The organism is Nocardia asteroides, assembly GCF_900637185.1.
Lineage (GTDB): Bacteria > Actinomycetota > Actinomycetes > Mycobacteriales > Mycobacteriaceae > Nocardia > Nocardia asteroides.
In genome coordinates, this window is sequence record NZ_LR134352.1 from 6,408,199 (window position 1) to 6,425,638 (window position 17,440).

The window sequence follows — 17,440 nt, forward strand, 5'->3', positions numbered from 1 at the left end:
GCGGCCGGTTCGCAGCTGAATTACAGGGCTGATCAGTCCTTTTCGCGCGCGTCGCGATCGGTGCGCAGCTTCAGCAGGATGAGGCCAGCGGTGCAGGCCAGGATCAGGCCGGCGACGGTGATCTCCACGTGCAGGCCGGCGATGCCGAGCCCGGCGCCGACGAGACCGCCGACGAAGAACAACCAGCCCATGACCCGCGCGACCACCGCGAAAGCGCGATTGCCCGGCGGGTTCGACAGTGCGTGCTGAACAGTTGCCGACACGACCGGATCTTCGGTCGCCGCTACGGATTCCAGCCGGGGTGTCGAATAAGCTCCCATCAGATTCTCCTCGATGACGCCGATCAGATTCTTTCTTCGCGCAACTTTCGCGCGTCAGGGACTTCGTTCCGGGCGTCTCATGCGTCACATTGCTCACACACGCTACGACTCGGCGACGCCCTTCGCGCGCGACACGTCCCCGCGACACGCTGACGAAATCAATCCGATATCTGAATCGAATATGTTTAAAATAGGCCGTTTGGCCAACCCTGCACTACTGTGAGGCGACTCGAAGCCGACGAGGAGTGCACGCGATGGATGACAGCAGGACCAAGCTGGCAGGTCCGGCAATCGCTGTTGGCGCGGTGTCGCTCGGACTGATCATCATCGGTGCGTGTGGCGTCGGCCAGCAGGATGTCTACGTCCCGCCGCCGCCGCTGGCCGCGAATCTGGCCGCCGCGCCGAGCCGGATCGCCGAGGACAGCAGCACCTCCACCACCACCCGGGTCCCAATCCCACCCTCCCCCACCTGGCGGATCGCGCCGTACATGTCGCCGCGGAAACCGTTCAGCCTCAGCTCCACCGAGACCTCGCCGTCGGAGCCGCCCGCCGAGGGCGAGACCACCTCCGGTTCCCGGCCGTCGGAAGCCACGACCGAATCCCGCTCGCCGGAGCCGACCACCGAGTCCCGCGCTCCCGAGACGACCACCGAGGACCAGACCACCACGACACCGTCGCGCACCACCCGCCCGGTCCCGGTCCCGACGCTGACCACCCGGCCCACCGTCGAGGACGAGGAAGCCGCCGAGACCGACTACCCCACGACGCACGCGCACGACCGCGCGACCTCCCCGACGCCCACCGGCGCCGACACCGCCGTCACCCCCACCCCCGCGCACACCGCCGAAACCACGACCACGGCGCCGACCACCACCGACGAGGGCTGACACAGCACTGGTGCGCACCCCGCCGGGGGCACGCACCAGTCCCGTCCGCCGCTACAGCTCGGGCAGGTCGTAGCCGCCGACGCGGTCGGCCAGCACCCGCCGATGTTCCAGCGCGCCACCGAGCGTCTGCCCGATCGCGGTGAGCCGGGCGACGTAGTGGCTCACCGGATACTCCGCGGTGACGCCGATGCCGCCGTGCATCTGCACCGCCTCCTGCCCGATGTGCTCGGCCGAACGGCCCACCTGCAATCGCGCCCGCGAGGCCACCACCGGATCGTTGCCGCCGTCGGCGAGCGCGGCGGTGGCGAACAAGCTCATGCTGCGGGCCAGTTCGAGCGAGACGTAGCAGTCCGCGGCCCGCTGGGTGAGCGTCTGGAACTTCGACAAGGTGACGCCGAACTGCTTGCGCGCCTTGAGGTACTCGGTGGTCAGGGTCAGCGCGATCTCCATCGCCCCCACCGATTCCGCGCACAGCGCCGCCTGCGCGTACCCCTGGGTCAGCGCGATCTGCTCGGCCGCGTCGACGGTGTCGCCGAGCAGCTCACCGGGCGCGCCGTCGAAGTCGAACTGCGCGCCGCGCCTGCCGTCGAAGGTCCGGTAGGCGCGCTTGGTGACGCCGGCGCCGGTGGGATCGACCAGCAGCAGGCCCGTGCCGCCGCCGGGCAGCACCGCACTGACGATCAGCTCGTCGGCGACATCACCGCGCAGCACGGGGTTCTTCACCCCGGACACGGTGTAGCCGTCGCCCTGCGCGGCCGCCGTCGTGGTGAGTTCGGTGGCGGGCCAGCGCTGTCCCGGTTCGGCATGGGCGAAGGCGAGCAGTTTCTCGCCGCCCGCCAGCGCGGGCAGCAGCCGGGCGCGCTGTTCGGCGCTGCCGGTGAGCTCGAGCAGCTTGGCCGGGATCACCACCGCGTCGAGGACCGGTTCCGGGGCCAGCGCGCGGCCGAGCTCCTCCTGCACCAGCATCGCCTCGACCGGGCCCGCACCGACGCCGCCGTCGTCCTCGTCGATGGTCAGGCCGAGCACGCCCAGCTCGGCGAGCTGCTTCCAGACCGTGCGGTTCCAGCCGGGGTCGGTCTCGCCGACCTTGGCCAGCGCTTCGCCGTCGTAGAACCGGCGCAGCAGGTCGCGCACGGTGTCGCGCAGCATCGTCTGTTCTTCGGTGAGTTCCAGATCCATGTCAGCGCCTCACAATCCGAGGATCGTGGAGGAAATGATCGAGCGCTGTACCTCGCTCGAGCCTCCGTAGATGGTGACCTTGCGGTAGTTCAGATAGCCGGGACCGGAGTGCTGGGCCCAGCCGGGCGAGGCGATGCCGTCGGCGTCCACCGGGAGCGCGTCGGCGCCCGCGATGTCGAGCAGCAGTTCGGTGGCCGCCTGCTGCAGCTCGGAGCCGCGCAGCTTGAGCACCGAGGAGGCCGGGTTGGGCTTGCCGTCGGCGGAATTGGAGACCACCCGCAGCTGGGTGAGTTCCAGGGCCAGCAGCTCGTTCTCCAGCTCGGCCACCCGCGCCGCGAAGACCGGGTCCTCGAGCAGCGTGCCGTGGCCCGTCCTGGTCTGGCGGGCATAGTCTTTCGCGAGCCCGATCTTGACCTTGGTCTTGCCGACGCCGGTGATGCTGGTGCGCTCGTTGCCGAGCAGGAACTTGGCGTAGGTCCAGCCCTGGTTCTCCTCGCCGACCAGCTGATCGGCGGGCACCCGGACGTTCTCGAAGAAGACCTCGTTCACCTCGTAGCTGCCGTCGATCAGCTTGATCGGGCGCATGGTGACGCCGGGCGACTTCACGTCGAAGAGCAGGAACGAGATGCCCGCCTGCTTCTTGGGCGCGTTCGGGTCGGTGCGCACGAGGCAGAAGATCCAGTCGGCGTACTGGCCCAGGGTGGTCCAGATCTTCTGGCCGTTGACGATGTAGGAGTCGCCGTCGCGCACCGCGGTGGTGCGCAGCGAGGCGAGGTCGGAGCCGGCGTCGGGTTCGGAGAAGCCCTGGCACCACCAGATGTCGAGGGCCGCGGTGGGCGGCAGGAAGCGCTGTTTGAGTTCCTCGGAGCCGAACTGGGCGATCACCGGGCCGACCATCGAGGCGTTGAACGTGAGCGGCTCGGGCACCGAGGCCAGCTGCATCTCGTCGAGCCAGAGGTGGCGCTGCATCGGCGTCCAGTCCTTGCCGCCCCAGGCCACCGGCCAGTTCGGCACGGCCAGACCGTGGTCGTTGAGGATCTTGTTCGCGGTGACGATGTCGTCGCGGGACAGCTCGTGGCCGTACTTGACGCGGTCGCGGATCTCCACCGGGATCTCGGTGGTGTAGAAGTGCCGGAGCTCGTCGCGGAAGGCGACCTCTTCAGGGGAAAGGGCTAACTTCATCCGGGTCTCCCAGCGTGGTTGGTAGCCGTCGAATGAAACCTACCTCTGAGTAAGCGGGAGTGTCGACTACATCACACCTGTCCGTCCGCGCGCCGGTGGTGACGTGCGCGCCGTCGGCTCGGCGACCCCCGCGCCGACCTGGTACGTTGCCAGACGAGCCGGGGAACCGGTGACGAGCAGCCACCGAGGAGTCACGGGTGAACGGCAGATCCATCGCAGGCAGGGCAGCGGCGGTCACCGCGGCGAGCATCGGCGCGCTGGCACTGCTGGCGAGCACCGCGAGCGCGAGCCCCACCCCGCTGGACGAGGGCCTCGGGAACCTGTCGCGGATCGCCGGGGAGGACGTCTCGGCCAAGGCCGGCGTCGGCGCGCTGGACAGCTTCACCAAGCTGGTCGGCGCCGACACCCTGCGCGACATCTCCGCGCAGTTCATCCCGTTCAGCTACGCCGCGCCGACCTTCGGCTGCGGCAGCAACGGCCCGATCACCACCATCATCGCCGCCGCCACGGTCGAGGGACCGGGCCCGCGCACGGAGACCAGCCTGACCCCCGGCGACATCCGGTTCAGCGCCAGCCCGCGGCACACCGGCTTCGCGCTGGCATCCGGGCTCAGCGTGGCCTGGGTGAACGTGAACAACGGGCAGAGCGGCATCGTCGCCCTCGACGACCAGACCGAGTTCCAGCTGCCGTCGCTGTCGAAGACCGTGCACAGCGGCGCGGGCACGATCATCGCCTCCATGTGGGGCACCATCGACTACCCCGGCGCGCGCTGCGTGATGACACCGACCGTGGGCACCTTCGTCGTCCCCGATCTGCCGGTGCAGGCCACCGAGGCCCCCGCGGCGCCCGCCGCGCCGGCACCGCAGGCCACCAGCCCGGGTTCGGGTGAGGGGGGAACACCGCAGACGCAGGCGCCCGCGCCCGAAACCCCCGCGCCCGCACCGGCTCCGGTGCCCGCTCCGGTGGAGACGCCGCAGCCCGCGGCTCCGGCGCCCGCGCCGTCCGCGGTCACCGTCGGCGGCTGAACCGCAGGGCACGGTCGGCCGCTGATCGGCCCGCTCTCGTCAGTCCGCCGGGCGTGGGACCGCCGCTAGCCGAGCGGCCGGATGCGCAGGACCGTGCCCTCTTCCGATCCGGCCAGCAGGGCCGAGGAGTCGGCGGGATCGGCGACCACCGCCGTCAGCGGCTGGGTGGAGACGACATTGCAGGCCGCGCCCGTCGCCGGGTCCACGCGGACGAGATGACCGGCCAGCGTGGTGACGTAGAGGACGCCGTCGCGCACGACCAGGTCGTCGACGAAATCGGGCAGCGTGCCGAACGAGGTCAGGTCGGCGACCGTGCTGCTCACGGCCGGGTTCGTCCGCGACAGTCGCAGCACCCGGCCCACCGGCGCGCCGTCGGCGGTGACGTAGTTGGCCGTGACGTAGACCGAATCACCCACGACGACAATGCCGTTGGGCCCCTCGACGTTCACCGACGACCACCACTCCATGTCCTCGCTGCCGTCGCGGCGCAGCCGGTGCACGCCGTCGCGGGTGGTGACGTAGAGGTTGCCGTCGGCGTCGAACGCGGCGCCGTTGGGCTGCGGGAAACCGGTGGCGAAGGGCGCCGGGACCGGCTTGTCGGCCGTGGGGTCGAAGCGGACGATCCCACCCGACCCGGCCAGCGGCGAATTGCCGGTGACCACGTAGAGCAGGCCGTCCGGACCTAACCGGACCGCGCCGGGGGCGGCCACCGCGACGGTCGCGACGAGCTTGCCGTCGCGGTCGTAGCGCTGCACCTCACCGCGCATCACCCGCGACACCCACAGGTCGCCCTCGCTGTCGAGACCGAAGTTCTCCGACCAGTCCAGCAGCGGCACGCTCGACCGGATGGCGACGTCCTGGCGCGCCTGTCCGCACTCGGCGGTGGGGGCCGCGCCCGCGGTCCCGGTCCCGAGCGACACGGTGGTCACGACGGCCGCGCCGACGACGACGTGGGCGACGCAACGGCGGAACGACGACATGGCAGACCTCGACTCTGTTGACCAGCTCGACGGGCGAAGTCTAACGGCTACCGGCAGGTAAGGGGATGCGCACATCCGCCGGGCGGTACGCGTGGGTACCGATGCTGTCGCACAGGGCAATTCGCCCGGCGTCATAATCGGTGCGTGCCCTACTTCGACAGTCCGCGCGGCAGGCTGCACTACCGGCGGTGGCCGGTGGAGCGGCCAGCCGTGTCGCTGGTGCTGCTGCCGGGTACCGGCCAGCACAGCGGGCACTACCACCGCCTCGCCGACGCGCTGGGTCCCACCGGGATCGAACTGTGGGCACTGGACACCGCGGGACAGGGCCTGAGCGAAGGTGATCCGGCGGCGCCGGGCACCATCGCCGAACTGGCCGCCGACGCGCGCGGACTGCTCGACGAGGTCGCCGGTGCGACGGCCACCGCGCCGGTGCTGATGGGTCATTCGCTCGGCGCTGTCACGGCCCTGTCCGTCGCCGCGGACCACGACGGACTGGCCGCGCTCGTGCTCTGCGGCACACCGCGCCACGCCACCGAATTCACCCCCGCACCGGGTCTGCCGGTGCTCGCGGTGCACGGGGTCGACGATCGGCGCGCGCCGATCGATGCGGTGCGGCTATGGACAGCACGGCACGGATCGGTAGATTTGCGCGAGTACACCGACGCCGGACACGACCTGTTGCACGAACCGGTGCAGCAGCGGGTCGCGGCCGAGATCGCGGAGTGGGTACTCGCCGCGGTGCGATGAACGACGGAGGGGGAAGACGGTGCAACCGAATCGAACAGGGCTGCCGAACACGGCCGCCCTCGGCCAGGCCGTGGACGAAGGCGGGCTGTGGATCGACGGCCTGCTGGTCGCCGACGGCGCCCCGGAACGCTGCGCGCTGCGCTACGAGCGACTGGCCGACGCGGTGGACGCCCAGCTGACGGCGCTCGGCGCGACGGCGGTGATCCCCGGTTTCGGCCCGCTGGCCTCGGGCACCGCGCTGCGCACCGGTTTCGAGACGAAGGCCGCCGACGCGCTCGAGCAGCTACGGGCCTACGCGAGCACCGCGCGCGAACTCGCCGCCGTGCTGCGTGCCGCGGGCGCGGCCTACCGCGAGGGCGACCAGGCCACGGCCGCCTCGATCACCCGGGCCGGAGGCCAGGATGCGTAGCATTTCCGGCCGCACCGCGGGCACCGATCCCGACTACGCCCCCGTCGTCGAGGTCTTCGACAATCTCTCGCACACCCAGATCTACGAAGCCGTGCGGCAACTGGATCCGGCCGCGCTGACCAGCGCGGGCGAGGTCTTCCTGACCACCGCCACCGGGCTGGGCACCGAGGTGGAGAACGCGCACGCCGAGATCAGCGCCGCGATCGCCGACGGCTGGCGCGGTGGCGCCGCCCAGTCGGCCGCCGACGCGATCACCGCGTTCGAGCAGGCGGGCAGGCGGATCGCCGATGTGCTCACCGCCGTCGGTGTGCGCCTGGGGCAGGCGGGCGACGCCGCCGAGTCGGTGCGCGCGGCCGTCGCCGAACCGTCCACGGTGCGACCGGATTCGGCGGCCGCGCTGCTGGACAACGAGCGGGCCACCGACAACGCGGACATCACCCGGCGGGCCGAGGACGCCCGGCTCGACGCGGTCCGTGCCATGGAGACGATCTACGCGGGCGCGTTCGTGCCTACCGGCGCCGGGGTGCCTGCCTTCCCCGACCCCGTCACCGAACCGGGCGCCGTGCCCGCTGCCGCCGTGCCGAAGGCCGGAGCCCCGTCGTCCGCCGAGTTCGTCGTCGCGGCACCGGGTGTCGGCGCTCCCGCCACCGCCGATGCGGCTGCGGAGGCACCCGGCGTGGTCACCGTCGGTGCCGCCGACCCGGCCACCGCTGCGTCCGCAATTACCGCGATCGACGGAACCCGTCCGGCGACAACGACTTCCGCGGCCGCGTTCGTTCCCCCGGCCACCGCACCCGCGGCCGTCGCGGCGCCCGGACAGGTCGTCCAACCCGCGCCGGGGACCGTCCCCGCCGCCGTGGGCGGATCGGCTGGAGCCGCCGCGCCGGTCGGCTACGCCTCCGCCGATCCGAGCATCGGCCGCCCCGCCCGGACCACCCGCCCCGGGTCCGCCGACACCCTGGCTGGTGGACCCCGCACGGCCACCGATGAATTCGCCTCGGCCGCCGACGGCGGTCCGGTCACCGCCGCCGACCCGGGCAGCCCCATCACGCCCACTCACACGGGCGATTCCACCACGGCCGCCGACGCAGGCGATCCCACTATCCCCGCCAACTCGGGCCACCCCGTCACAGCCGCCGGCGCGGGCGTTCCCACGATGCCCGCCAACTCGGGCCACGCCGTCACGGCCGCCAACGCCGGCGATCCCACCTCCGCAGCCTCGGCCGACGGACGCCATGACGCGGCCGCCGCGAGCGCCGACGCCACCGCGGGGATGAGCGCGGGCGCCATCGGCGGTCTGATGGGCGGCGCCATGGTGGCCGCCGACACCACCCGCCCGTCCGGCGGTCCCCGCCCGCAGCCCAGGCAGGACGACTACGAGGACGAGGACGACGACGAGTTCCTGCGTTTCCTCGACGAGGAACCGACCTACCTGGAACCCGCGGACGAGGTGAACGCCCTGATCGGCAAGATGGAGCCGACCAGTCCCGCCGTGCTCGGTGAGTGGACCGAGCGGGGGTGAACTGGCACCTGACGCCGGACCAGTTCGCGCTGGCCTGGGCGCGCACCGACGGCGACCGGATCCCGTATCCGCTCGCCGTGCGCGCCTCGGCCCGCGACACCGCCGAACGCGCTGCGCGTCAGCCCGCGCTCGACGCCTGGTGCGCCGCGACGCTGGACGCGGACCTGTCGGCGGCGCTGCGGGTCCTCGGCAAGCCGGAGATCCGGGTCGAGGTGTGCGGCTCGGCGACGGCGCCGGTGCGGATGCTCGGTGCCGTCACCGGTGATGTCGCGGTGCTCGCGGTCCAGGCGCCCGGTACCGGCGACGACCGGGGTGGGACCGTGCACGTCCAGGTCGGCGGCACGAAACGGTTCGCCGCCCAGGTCTTCTCCCGCCTGCCCGCCTGTCCCGTCGGCGCCGGGCCACGGCTGTCCGCGCTCGCCGCCCGGGTGCGCGAGGACAGCCGCGATCTGGTGACCGCACCCGTCGCCGGGCCGTCCGAGGCGGCGCGCGTCCGCAAGCTGCTGCAGCGGCCGCGCAGCGGGATCGGCCAGATCCTGGTCGGCCCCGGCGCCCACGAACCGCCGTCCGGGGTGCTGTCGTGGATCGACGTCACCGGCGACGGTCGCTACCTGGTGCACACGGGCCACCACGTCGACATCGTCGCCGCGGCGCCGGATACCGCCGCCGACTGGCTACGCAGGCTGCTGCGCCGGGTCTGAGAACTCAGTCCAGGCGCAGGAACCCGGCCAGCGCGGCCAGCTCCTCCGGTGTCTCGGGCAGATATTCGGTCAGCAGTGGCGAGCGGATCACGATCGCCTTCCACATCGCCCGGCACAGCGTCTCGTGGATCACGGTGCGCGACAACAGCGCCCGCATGCCGAACGGGGCGTCGGCGGGGGTGGAGGTGGTCATCGAGAGCACCACCACGGCGGCCTCCCTGCCCCGGAACCGGTCGGGCGTGCCGACCAGCACGTCCTCGATCTTGGCCCGCGCCAGCAAGGTCCGGATCCGGGCGACCTGCGCGGCGTACGGCGCGACGACGAACACGTCGTGCGGGTGCAGTCTGCGCGCGCGACCGCCGGAGGTCCAGGTCTCCCCGAGCAGCGTACGCACCCGGCGTACCACCTCGCGGGCCTCGGCATCGGATTCGGTGGCGCTGCCGCGATGTTCGACGAGCACGGTGCTCACGCCGGGCGCGATCCCGGCCAGGTCGCGCGCCAGGGTGATGGTCTCGCTGGCCCGCAGCCTGCCGTCGTAGCAACTGGCCGACACCGGGTCGCAGACGGCGGGATGCATGCGCCAGGTGCGGTCGAGGAAGTAGCCGCGCTCGGCGGGCAGCGTGGCCGCGCCCTCGCACAGCCATTCCAGCGCCGAGACCTGCACCGGTTCGGGGTGACTCGCCTGGGCGCGGGCGGGCACCGGGTCGCCGATGAGCAGCAGGTTGCGCGCGCTGACCGCCACCGCGACGGTGTCGGCCAGCGAGCTCGCGCCCGCGTCGGCGATCACCAGCAGGTCGAGCGCGCCGGGCGCGATCAGCGTCTCGTCCACGAAATCGGCGGTGGTGCCGCCGATCACGCAGCCGTTGACGGCGTTGTCGAGGAACCGCGGGTACTTGTCGGCGTCGATGGCCGACCATTCCGGACCGACCGAGGCCACGTCCTTCTTGGCCACCAGCTCGGGCAGCAGCCCGGCCTCGACGACGGCGTCGAAGATCCGCTCGATCACCGCGTGCGACTGCGCGACGACACCGATGCGCCAGCGGTGCCGGGTGACCAGCCGTTCGATGGCGCGCCCGGTGGTGCCGGTCTTGCCGGTGCCGGGCGGCCCGTGCACGGCCAGGTAGGAGGAGTCCAGCGCGCCCACCGCGCTCGCCAGCGCCGCGGCGATGTCGCCGTGGGCCTGGGGCAGCGCCATGCCGTCGCGCAGGCGGGGCGCGCGACGCAGCAGCAGATCGTGCACGGCGTTCTCGGGCACCGCGGGCAGGGTCACCAGCAGGTCCTGCGCGGTGAGTTCCAGTGCCGCTTCGATTTCGGCCTCGCCGTCGGGCGGGCCGGGCGCGATGGCGGCGGGCAGGTCGTCGTAGGGCGGGCAACCGGCGGGGAGCAGTTCCTCGAGGCGGACGGTGTCGTCGAAGTTCGGGTCCACGGCGCAGCCGAGCACGGTGGCGGTCGCGGTGGCGCGACGGCCGAGGGCCTGGGTCATGCCCGCGGCGGCGGCACCGTCGTAGATGGTCACCATCTGGGTGCCGGGGGTGAGGGTGGCGCCGGTACCGAGGCGGCCGGTGAGGGTCAGGTAGCGGCGCATCGTCGGAAGCTGGGGTGTGCGATGCCATTTGGTGTCGACGGTGCCCCACTCCGCGACGAGCACGCCGGGCGCGTCGGCCCAGTCGCCCACCGGCAGACCGAGCCGGTCCATGTGCGCCCACCACCGCGGCTGCCGTTCGCGGCGGTGGTAGCCGAGCACGGCGGCCATCAGGGCGGCGGCCCTGGCGGCGTCACCGGCGGCGTCGGCGGCGAATTCGGTGAGCGCGGCCTCCAGCGAGCCGGGACGCAGCGAGGGCGGCGCGTCGGCCTCGGCGACGGCGAAGCGAGCGCCCGGCACCTCGATGCCCGCCTCGGCGGCGCGGGCGAGCAACCAGTCGCGCAGGGCGAGCACGGTGACGGCGCGGGCCTCGGTGGCGGGCAGCAGCCCGGCCAATCCGGCCGTGTCGTAGGACTGTTCGCCGATCAGCAGCGCGGTGCGCACGATCGGCGCGAGGTCGACCAGGGCGCCGTCGGCGAGCAGCTCGTCGAGCAGGTCGGCGCCGGTGCCGAGGGTGCCCGCCCAGTCCAGCAGGGCGGTGCGCACCGCCGAACCGTGGTGGTAGACGCGCACATCCGGGTCGGCGGCGCGGTGGTCGCCGATGATGTCGAGCAGTTCGTCGAGCACGTCGGCGGTCATCGGGCCCGTGCTCGCGGGCCGGTAGACCACGGTGTGCGCGTCCGCCAGTTCCAGCACCGCGACGCCGCCGCGCCGATCGAGCTCGACGGTGAGGGCGAGGTCGCCGTGGTGCGGGCGGGGCAGCGCGCCGAGCGCGGCCGCGTCGCGCAGGGCGAAGGCCGGTTCGCCGGTGCGCTCGCGCCGCACCTGGATCTCGGCCTGGCGGCGCAGCGCCGTCACCGTGCGCGGGGTGAGCCCGGCGACTGGGGTCGTGGTGGTGGCGAGCCGGTCGATGGTGAGCACGCCCGCTTCGCGCAGCCGTGCCCGCTGGGTGGGCCGGATCCCGGCCACCAGCAACAGGTCCCGCGCGTTGACGGCCGCCGCCCGGCAAGCCGCGCACCGCCCGCAGGCCAGGTAGCGCGGGTCGCCCCACTGCACCGGCAGCAGTTCGGTCAGCTTCTCCTCGACGATGCGCTCCACCCGCGCGCGCCGCGCCAGGTACACCGGCGCGAGCTCGTCGGCCCGCATCCGCTGCTCCCCCGCGGGCGTCGCCAGCCGCGCCACCGGATCGACCCCGATTCCCGCCGCCGTCAACGCTTCCGCACAGGCAGCGAAGGCCAGCCGGGCCCGCAGCGTCTCGCGGGGCACGTCGGCGTCGACGGCACCGACCGAGGCGGTGGCCCGCTCGAACGGGGTCCGTCCGGCCGCGAGCTCACGTCGCAGCACCCGGAAGTCGTCCCCCGCCAGGCCGAATCGACTGTCGGGGACGGACGCGTCGGTCGCCGCGGGCTCCGCGCCCTCCGGTCCGTCCGCCGCTTCGGAGTTGAAGTCGTCGCCTGACACGAACTTATCCAATGCGGCATCTGAAGCGGAGCCGGTCACCGTGCCATGTCCAGGACCAGCGGTGGCCGACTCGCCCGGCACGGCAGTAGCCGATCCGCCCGGCACGGCAGTAGCCGATCCGCCCGGCACGGCAGTAGCCGATCCGCCCGGCACGGCGGTAGCCGATCCGCCCGGCACGGCGGTAACCGATCCGCCCGGCACGGCAGTAGCCGATCCGCCCGGCACGGCGGTAACCGATCCGCCCGGCACGGCGGTAACCGATCCGCCCGGCACGGCGGTAACCGATCCGCCCGGCACGGCGGTAACCGATCCGCCCGGCACGGCAGTAGCCGATGCGCCCGGCACGGCGGTGGCCCCGGCCAGGGCGGCGGTGGTGGTGGCGTGCAGGGTGTACTGCCCGGTGTCCGGGTCGCGGACCAGAAGGTCCATCCCGCAGGCGAATCGGCCGTCGAAGAAGACCGCGCCATGGACGGCGGCCGCGTTCGCGCGGAGCGCGGTCAGGGTCTGTTCGGCGGCGGTGGCGAGGGCGAGGGTGCGTTCGGCCGGGGTGGCGCCCGGCGTCTCCGGCGACGCGACGCGGATCAGGGTGTCGCCGAAGTGCCGCAGCAACTCCGGCGCCACCTCCGCCGCGCGGACGACGGGAGTGGCGGCGTCCGGTACGCCGGGCAGGTTGCCGATGGCTGTGTCGAGCGCGCGCAACAGCGCGAACTCGCAGTCCGCGGCGCGCACGAGATCGCCGACGGCACCGACCACCCGATCACCGGACACGAACAAACGCGGCCCTCCTGTGTTCACGCACACCCGACGGCAACACCTTAACCAGCGCCCCGGGCGACCAGGGCGCTACCCGCGGACATGTCGATCCTTCGCGCGCGGTACGACCCCGGCGAGCCGCCGCTAGGAGCGGGGCTTGCGCCGTTCGGTGCGCGGGCGCGGGTCCCGATCGCGACGCGGACCGCGCGAGTTCAGCCGCTGTGCCGGCGGGCCCTGGTCGGGCTGCAGCTGGATCAGCACGCCGCTGATCCTGGTGCGGCGCAAGGCTTCCAGCGTCTCGTGCGGCAGGTTGGCAGGCAGCTCCACCAGGCTGTAGTCCGGCCGGATGCTGATGTGCCCGAAGTCGCTGCGGCGCAGGCCGCCCTCGTTGGCGATGGCGCCCACGATCGCGCCCGGCACCACGCGGTGCCGCTTGCCGACGCTGATCCGGTAGGTCGCCAGCTCCTGGCCGGTCTCGCGGGAGAACGACGGGCCGCGGCTCGCGCGATCGTCGTCGTCGTAGCGGCGCGGGGCGCGCTCACGGTCCCGATCACGCTCGCGCCGCGGGGCGGGCTCCGGCTCGGGCTCCATGAAGAAGTTGTCGCCGTCGAAGCCGCCGACGGCCAGCGCGGCCGCGATGTCGACCAGCGGCGTGTTGTGCTCGGCCTCGTAGTCCTCGATGAGCTTGCGGAACAGCGCCACATTGTCCGAGGACAGGTTCTCGGTGATCATGTCGCCGAACTTCGAGACGCGGGTCGCGTTGACGTCGTCCACGCTGGGCAGCTGCATCTCGATGAGCGGATGCCGGGTGGTGCGCTCGATCGACTTGAGCAGGTGCCGCTCGCGCGGCGCGACGAACAGCAGCGCCTGACCCGAGCGGCCCGCGCGACCGGTGCGGCCGATGCGGTGCACGTAGGACTCGGTGTCGTGCGGGATGTCGTAGTTGACGACGTGCGAGATGCGATCCACGTCGAGACCGCGGGCGGCCACGTCGGTGGCGACCAGGATGTCGAGCGCGCCCGACTTCAGCTGGCCGATGGTGCGCTCACGCTGGTTCTGCGCGATGTCACCGTTGATCGCCGCGGCGGAGAAACCACGCGAGCGCAGCTTCTCGGCCAGCTCCTCGGTGGCCTGCTTGGTGCGGACGAAGATGATCATCGCCTCGAAGTCCTCGACCTCGAGCACGCGGGTGAGGGCGTCGAGCTTGCGCTGATGCGACACCTGCACCCAGCGCTGGGTGATGTTGGTGTTGGTCTGCGACTTGGACTTGACCGTGATCTCGATCGGGTCGTGCAGGTACTGCTTGGAGATCTTGCGGATCGCGCCCGGCATGGTCGCCGAGAACAGCGCGACCTGCTTGTCCTCGGGCGTGTCGGCCAGGATGCGCTCGACGTCTTCCTGGAAGCCCATCTTGAGCATCTCGTCGGCCTCGTCGAGCACCAGGTAGCGCAGCTGGGACAGATCCAGCGTGCCCTTCTCCAGGTGATCGATGACGCGGCCCGGGGTACCGACCACCACGTGCGCGCCGCGGCGCAGGCCCGACAGCTGCACGCCGTAGCTCTGCCCGCCGTAGATGGGCAGCACGTGCAGGCCGGGGATGTGCGCGGAGTACTTGCCGAAGGCCTCGGCGACCTGGATGGCGAGCTCCCGGGTGGGCGCGAGCACCAGCGCGCTCGGCTTCTTCTGCGCGGTGTCCAGACCCATCAGGATCGGGATCGCGAAGGCCGCGGTCTTGCCGGTGCCGGTCTGCGCCAGACCGACGACATCGGCGCCGGTGAGCAGCGGCGGGATGGTCGCCGCCTGGATCGGGGACGGGGACTCGTAGCCCACATCGGCGATGGCCGCCAGGATGCGGTCATCGATCCCGAGATCGGCGAAGGTCGGGCCTTCGTCGTGCCTGTCGTCGTCGGCAGGAACGCTGTCGACCTCATTAGTACTCATTGAGCTGCAGTTTACTGCCTGGCGGTAGCTGGACCGGCCACCGGGTGAATACGGTGAGACCTATGCAACTGCAGAACGGGTCAGCGCATCAGCGACCGGCGGCGGACGGGGTGACGATCGCCGTCGTCCAATTCGCTCCCCAGACCGAGCCGACGGCCAATCTGGCCGCCCTGCGCGAGCACGTCCGCGCCGCCGCGGCGGCGGGCGCGAAGGTGGTGCTCGCGCCCGAATACTCGATGTTTGCGGTGACCCGGCTCGACGAGCGGGTGGTGGCCGTCGCCGAGCCGCTCGACGGCCCGTTCGGCACCGGTCTGCGCGCCCTCGCCGCCGAATTCGGGGTGTTCCTGATCGCGGGCATGGTCGAGCGGACGAGCCGGGAGGCCACCCGGATCAGCAACACCCTGCTGGCCGCCGGACCCGACGGCGAGCTGGTCGCGGTGTACCGGAAGGTGCATCTCTACGACGCGTTCGGGCATCTGGAATCGGATGTGGTCGAGCCGGGTCCGCTCGTGGCGCCCGCCACCTTCGAGGTCGACGGTGTGATCTTCGGCATGCAGACCTGTTTCGATCTGCGATTCCCGGAGGGGTGTCGGCGTGTCGCGGCGGCGGGCGCGCACGTGCTGCTGCTGCCCGCGCAGTGGATTCCCGGCCCGGCCAAGGTCGAACAGTGGACCACGCTGCTGCGCGCCCGCGCGATCGAGAACACCGTCTACGTGGCCGCGGCCGATCAGTGCGCGCCGCGTGGCGCGGGCGCGTCGATGATCGTCAACCCGGCGGGCACGGTGCTGGCCGAGCTCGGTGACGACCCCGGCGTCCTCACCGCGACGGTCGATCTCGGGCACGTGGCGCGGGTGCGCACCGCCAACCCGAGCCTGTCGCTGCGCCGGTTCGCGATCAGCGAGCGCGTATCGCCGGAGCCGGTCGCGGAGTAGCGTTCGAGACGTGGTCTATCCGGATCGCGCCGCGGCAGGCCGGGTCCTCGGCAAGGCGCTGGAACACCTGCGGGCGCCACGTCCGCTGGTGCTCGGGCTACCGCGCGGCGGTGTGCCGGTGGCGGCCGCGGTGTGCGGGGTCATCGCCGCCGAACTCGACATCCTGCTGGTGCGCAAGCTGGGGCTGCCCTGGCAGCCGGAGCTGGCCATGGGCGCGCTCGGCGAGACCGGCGTGCTGGTCGTCAACCGCGACGTGGTCGAGCGCAGCGGGGTCACCCAGGAAGCCTTCGACGAGGTCGAGCGCGACGAGCGGATCGAGCTGGCGCGCAGGCAGCACGCCCTGCGGGTGCGTGACCCGGTGCCGCTGGGCGGGCGCGCGGTGGTGATCGTCGACGACGGCATGGCCACCGGGGCCACCGTGCTGGCCGCGTGCCGGGTGGCGGCGACGCAGCGCCCGGACCGGCTGGTGGTCGCGATGCCGGTGTCCTCGCCCGAGGCGGCGCGCCGGGTCCGGCGCGAGTGCGACGAGCTGATCTGCCTGTGGACGCCGGCCGATCTCGGCGGCGTCGGCATGGCCTACCACGACTTCCACCAGCTCGACGACGAGGAAGTCCGCGCGCTGCTGAGCTAGCTCAGCCGAAGCACTGCCCTTCGCCCCGGTAGGTCGGCACGGTGGTGCGCGAACCGGATTCGTCGACCAGGTGGATGCGGTCGAAGCGCTCACACAGCTCGCCCGCCTTGGCGTGCCGGAACCAGACGCGGTCGCCGATCGCGAGTTCGGCGCCCCCGGCCAGCGGCGTCTGCACCTCGCCCGCGCCCTCGGAACCGAGCAGCTTCAGCCCGGCGGGCCACACCGGCAGCGGCACCCGGCTGGGCCCGGCCGGACCGGAGGCGATGTAGCCGCCCGCGAACACGGTGGCGATGGTCGGGGTCGGCTTGCGCAGCACCGGCGTCGCGAAGAACAGCGCCGGGCGCGGGGTGAACGAGCGGTAGTGGTCGAACAGGGTCGGCACGTACAGCCCGGAACCCGCGGTCACCTCGGTGACGTCGGGATCGCCGATCGAGACCTCGATCGAGCCGGTGCCGCCGCTGTTGACGATCTCGAGCGGCCCGGTGACCATGCGCACGGCGTCGAGCACCTCGCCGCGCCTGCGGCCGATCTCGCGCGCGGACAGCCGCTTGACCACCCGCACGGCCGGGTTGCTGTCGGGCAGGCCGGCGATCTGGGCCTCGTAGGTCATCACGCCCACCACGTCGAAGCCGCGCCTGCGTGCCTCGGTGGCCAGCACCGCGGCCTGGCCCGGGTCGCGCACCGGGGAGCGCCGCACGCCCAGGTGCAGCGGGCCGATCCGCAGCGAGGCGTCGACGTCGAGGCAGACCCGGGGATGGACCAGGTCGGTGCCGAGGGCGGCGCGGGTGAGTTCGAGCTGGGCGACGTCGTCGATCATCAGGGTGATCGCGCGCAGCAGCTCGGGTGAGCCCGCCAGTTCGGCCAGCGCGGCCCGGTCGGTGACGGGGTAGCCGAGCAGGATGTCGCCCGCGCCGAGGCGGGCGAGCCAGATGGCCTCGCGCAGCGAGTAGGCCATGATGCCGGCGAAGCCGTCGCGGGCGGTGAGTCCGTCGCCGAGCACCCGCTCGAGCACGGCGCGGCAGCGCACCGACTTGCTGGCGACCCGGATCGCGACGCCGTTCGCGCGGCGGACCAGGTCGGCGGCGTTGGCGTCGAGCGCGGCGAGGTCGAGCGCCGCCAGCGGCGGGTCGAGGTCGGCGGTCGCCGCGTGCAGCGGGTGCAGCGATGTCGTCTGGGTCACTCGACTAC

At 72.5% G+C, this 17,440-nt stretch carries 15 protein-coding genes; 8 read left to right on the forward strand and 7 right to left on the reverse strand.

Features of this window, described 5'->3' with window-relative positions:
* Positions 1 to 32: 32 nt before the first annotated feature.
* Positions 33 to 320, reverse strand: a complete 288-nt coding sequence (locus tag EL493_RS29605; RefSeq protein ID WP_022567022.1) for a hypothetical protein — start codon at positions 318 to 320, stop codon at positions 33 to 35.
* A 254-nt stretch (positions 321 to 574) separates the two neighbouring features.
* Here EL493_RS29605 and EL493_RS29610 point away from each other — a divergent pair, with 254 nt between their 5' ends.
* Positions 575 to 1,207: a hypothetical protein gene (locus EL493_RS29610; RefSeq protein ID WP_022567021.1), complete on the forward strand. Its 633-nt coding sequence runs from the start codon at positions 575 to 577 to the stop codon at positions 1,205 to 1,207.
* Positions 1,208 to 1,258: 51 nt separating this feature from the next.
* Here EL493_RS29610 and EL493_RS29615 read toward each other — a convergent pair whose 3' ends face one another.
* Both EL493_RS29615 and EL493_RS29620 read right to left on the reverse strand, forming a co-directional pair.
* Positions 1,259 to 2,386 carry an acyl-CoA dehydrogenase family protein gene (locus EL493_RS29615; protein WP_019048809.1) on the reverse strand — a complete coding sequence of 376 codons (1,128 nt, stop codon included), beginning with the start codon at positions 2,384 to 2,386 and terminating at the stop codon, positions 1,259 to 1,261.
* Positions 2,387 to 2,395: 9 nt separating this feature from the next.
* Positions 2,396 to 3,568, reverse strand: a complete 1,173-nt coding sequence (locus EL493_RS29620; RefSeq protein ID WP_019048810.1) for an acyl-CoA dehydrogenase family protein — start codon at positions 3,566 to 3,568, stop codon at positions 2,396 to 2,398.
* A gap of 197 nt (positions 3,569 to 3,765) precedes the next feature.
* Here EL493_RS29620 and EL493_RS29625 point away from each other — a divergent pair, with 197 nt between their 5' ends.
* A complete protein-coding gene (locus EL493_RS29625; protein ID WP_019048811.1) occupies positions 3,766 to 4,593 on the forward strand; it encodes a hypothetical protein in 828 nt (275 codons plus the stop codon).
* A 65-nt stretch (positions 4,594 to 4,658) separates the two neighbouring features.
* Here EL493_RS29625 and EL493_RS29630 read toward each other — a convergent pair whose 3' ends face one another.
* Positions 4,659 to 5,573 (reverse strand): NHL repeat-containing protein, encoded by a 915-nt coding sequence (locus EL493_RS29630; protein WP_019048812.1) that lies wholly within the window; start codon positions 5,571 to 5,573, stop codon positions 4,659 to 4,661.
* A gap of 144 nt (positions 5,574 to 5,717) precedes the next feature.
* Between EL493_RS29630 and EL493_RS29635 the strand changes: the two genes are divergently transcribed.
* The 4 genes from EL493_RS29635 to EL493_RS29650 are packed head-to-tail and all read left to right on the forward strand — an operon-like array spanning position 5,718 to position 8,952.
* Positions 5,718 to 6,320, forward strand: coding sequence for an alpha/beta hydrolase (locus EL493_RS29635; RefSeq protein ID WP_019048813.1), 603 nt, complete (start codon positions 5,718 to 5,720; stop codon positions 6,318 to 6,320).
* A 19-nt stretch (positions 6,321 to 6,339) separates the two neighbouring features.
* The gene (locus EL493_RS29640) at positions 6,340 to 6,729 is read left to right on the forward strand and encodes a hypothetical protein (RefSeq protein ID WP_022567020.1); all 390 of its coding nucleotides are present in this window, start codon (positions 6,340 to 6,342) and stop codon (positions 6,727 to 6,729) included.
* A complete protein-coding gene (locus tag EL493_RS29645) occupies positions 6,722 to 8,251 on the forward strand; it encodes a WXG100 family type VII secretion target (RefSeq protein WP_019048815.1) in 1,530 nt (509 codons plus the stop codon). The genes EL493_RS29640 and EL493_RS29645 overlap by 8 nt, the downstream gene beginning before the upstream one ends.
* Positions 8,248 to 8,952: an ESX secretion-associated protein EspG gene (locus tag EL493_RS29650; RefSeq protein WP_019048816.1), complete on the forward strand. Its 705-nt coding sequence runs from the start codon at positions 8,248 to 8,250 to the stop codon at positions 8,950 to 8,952. Before EL493_RS29645 ends, EL493_RS29650 begins: the two co-directional genes overlap by 4 nt.
* 4 nt (positions 8,953 to 8,956) lie before the next feature.
* Here the strand turns inward: EL493_RS29650 and EL493_RS29655 are convergent, their stop codons facing one another.
* Both EL493_RS29655 and EL493_RS29660 read right to left on the reverse strand, forming a co-directional pair.
* A complete protein-coding gene (locus EL493_RS29655) occupies positions 8,957 to 12,763 on the reverse strand; it encodes an AAA domain-containing protein (RefSeq protein WP_126405948.1) in 3,807 nt (1,268 codons plus the stop codon).
* A 129-nt stretch (positions 12,764 to 12,892) separates the two neighbouring features.
* Entirely contained in the window at positions 12,893 to 14,689 is a 1,797-nt protein-coding gene (locus EL493_RS29660) for a DEAD/DEAH box helicase (RefSeq protein ID WP_019048818.1), read from the reverse strand.
* Between the two features lie 62 nt (positions 14,690 to 14,751).
* On the opposite strand from EL493_RS29660, the gene EL493_RS29665 reads away from it, so the two are divergent.
* Positions 14,752 to 15,621 (forward strand): carbon-nitrogen hydrolase family protein, encoded by an 870-nt coding sequence (locus tag EL493_RS29665; protein WP_019048819.1) that lies wholly within the window; start codon positions 14,752 to 14,754, stop codon positions 15,619 to 15,621.
* 10 nt (positions 15,622 to 15,631) lie between these two features.
* On the forward strand, positions 15,632 to 16,252 hold the full coding sequence (locus EL493_RS29670) for a phosphoribosyltransferase (protein WP_019048820.1): 621 nt from the start codon (positions 15,632 to 15,634) through the stop codon (positions 16,250 to 16,252).
* A gap of 1 nt (position 16,253) precedes the next feature.
* Here the strand turns inward: EL493_RS29670 and EL493_RS29675 are convergent, their stop codons facing one another.
* A complete protein-coding gene (locus tag EL493_RS29675; RefSeq protein ID WP_019048821.1) occupies positions 16,254 to 17,432 on the reverse strand; it encodes an alanine racemase in 1,179 nt (392 codons plus the stop codon).
* Positions 17,433 to 17,440 lie beyond the last annotated feature (8 nt).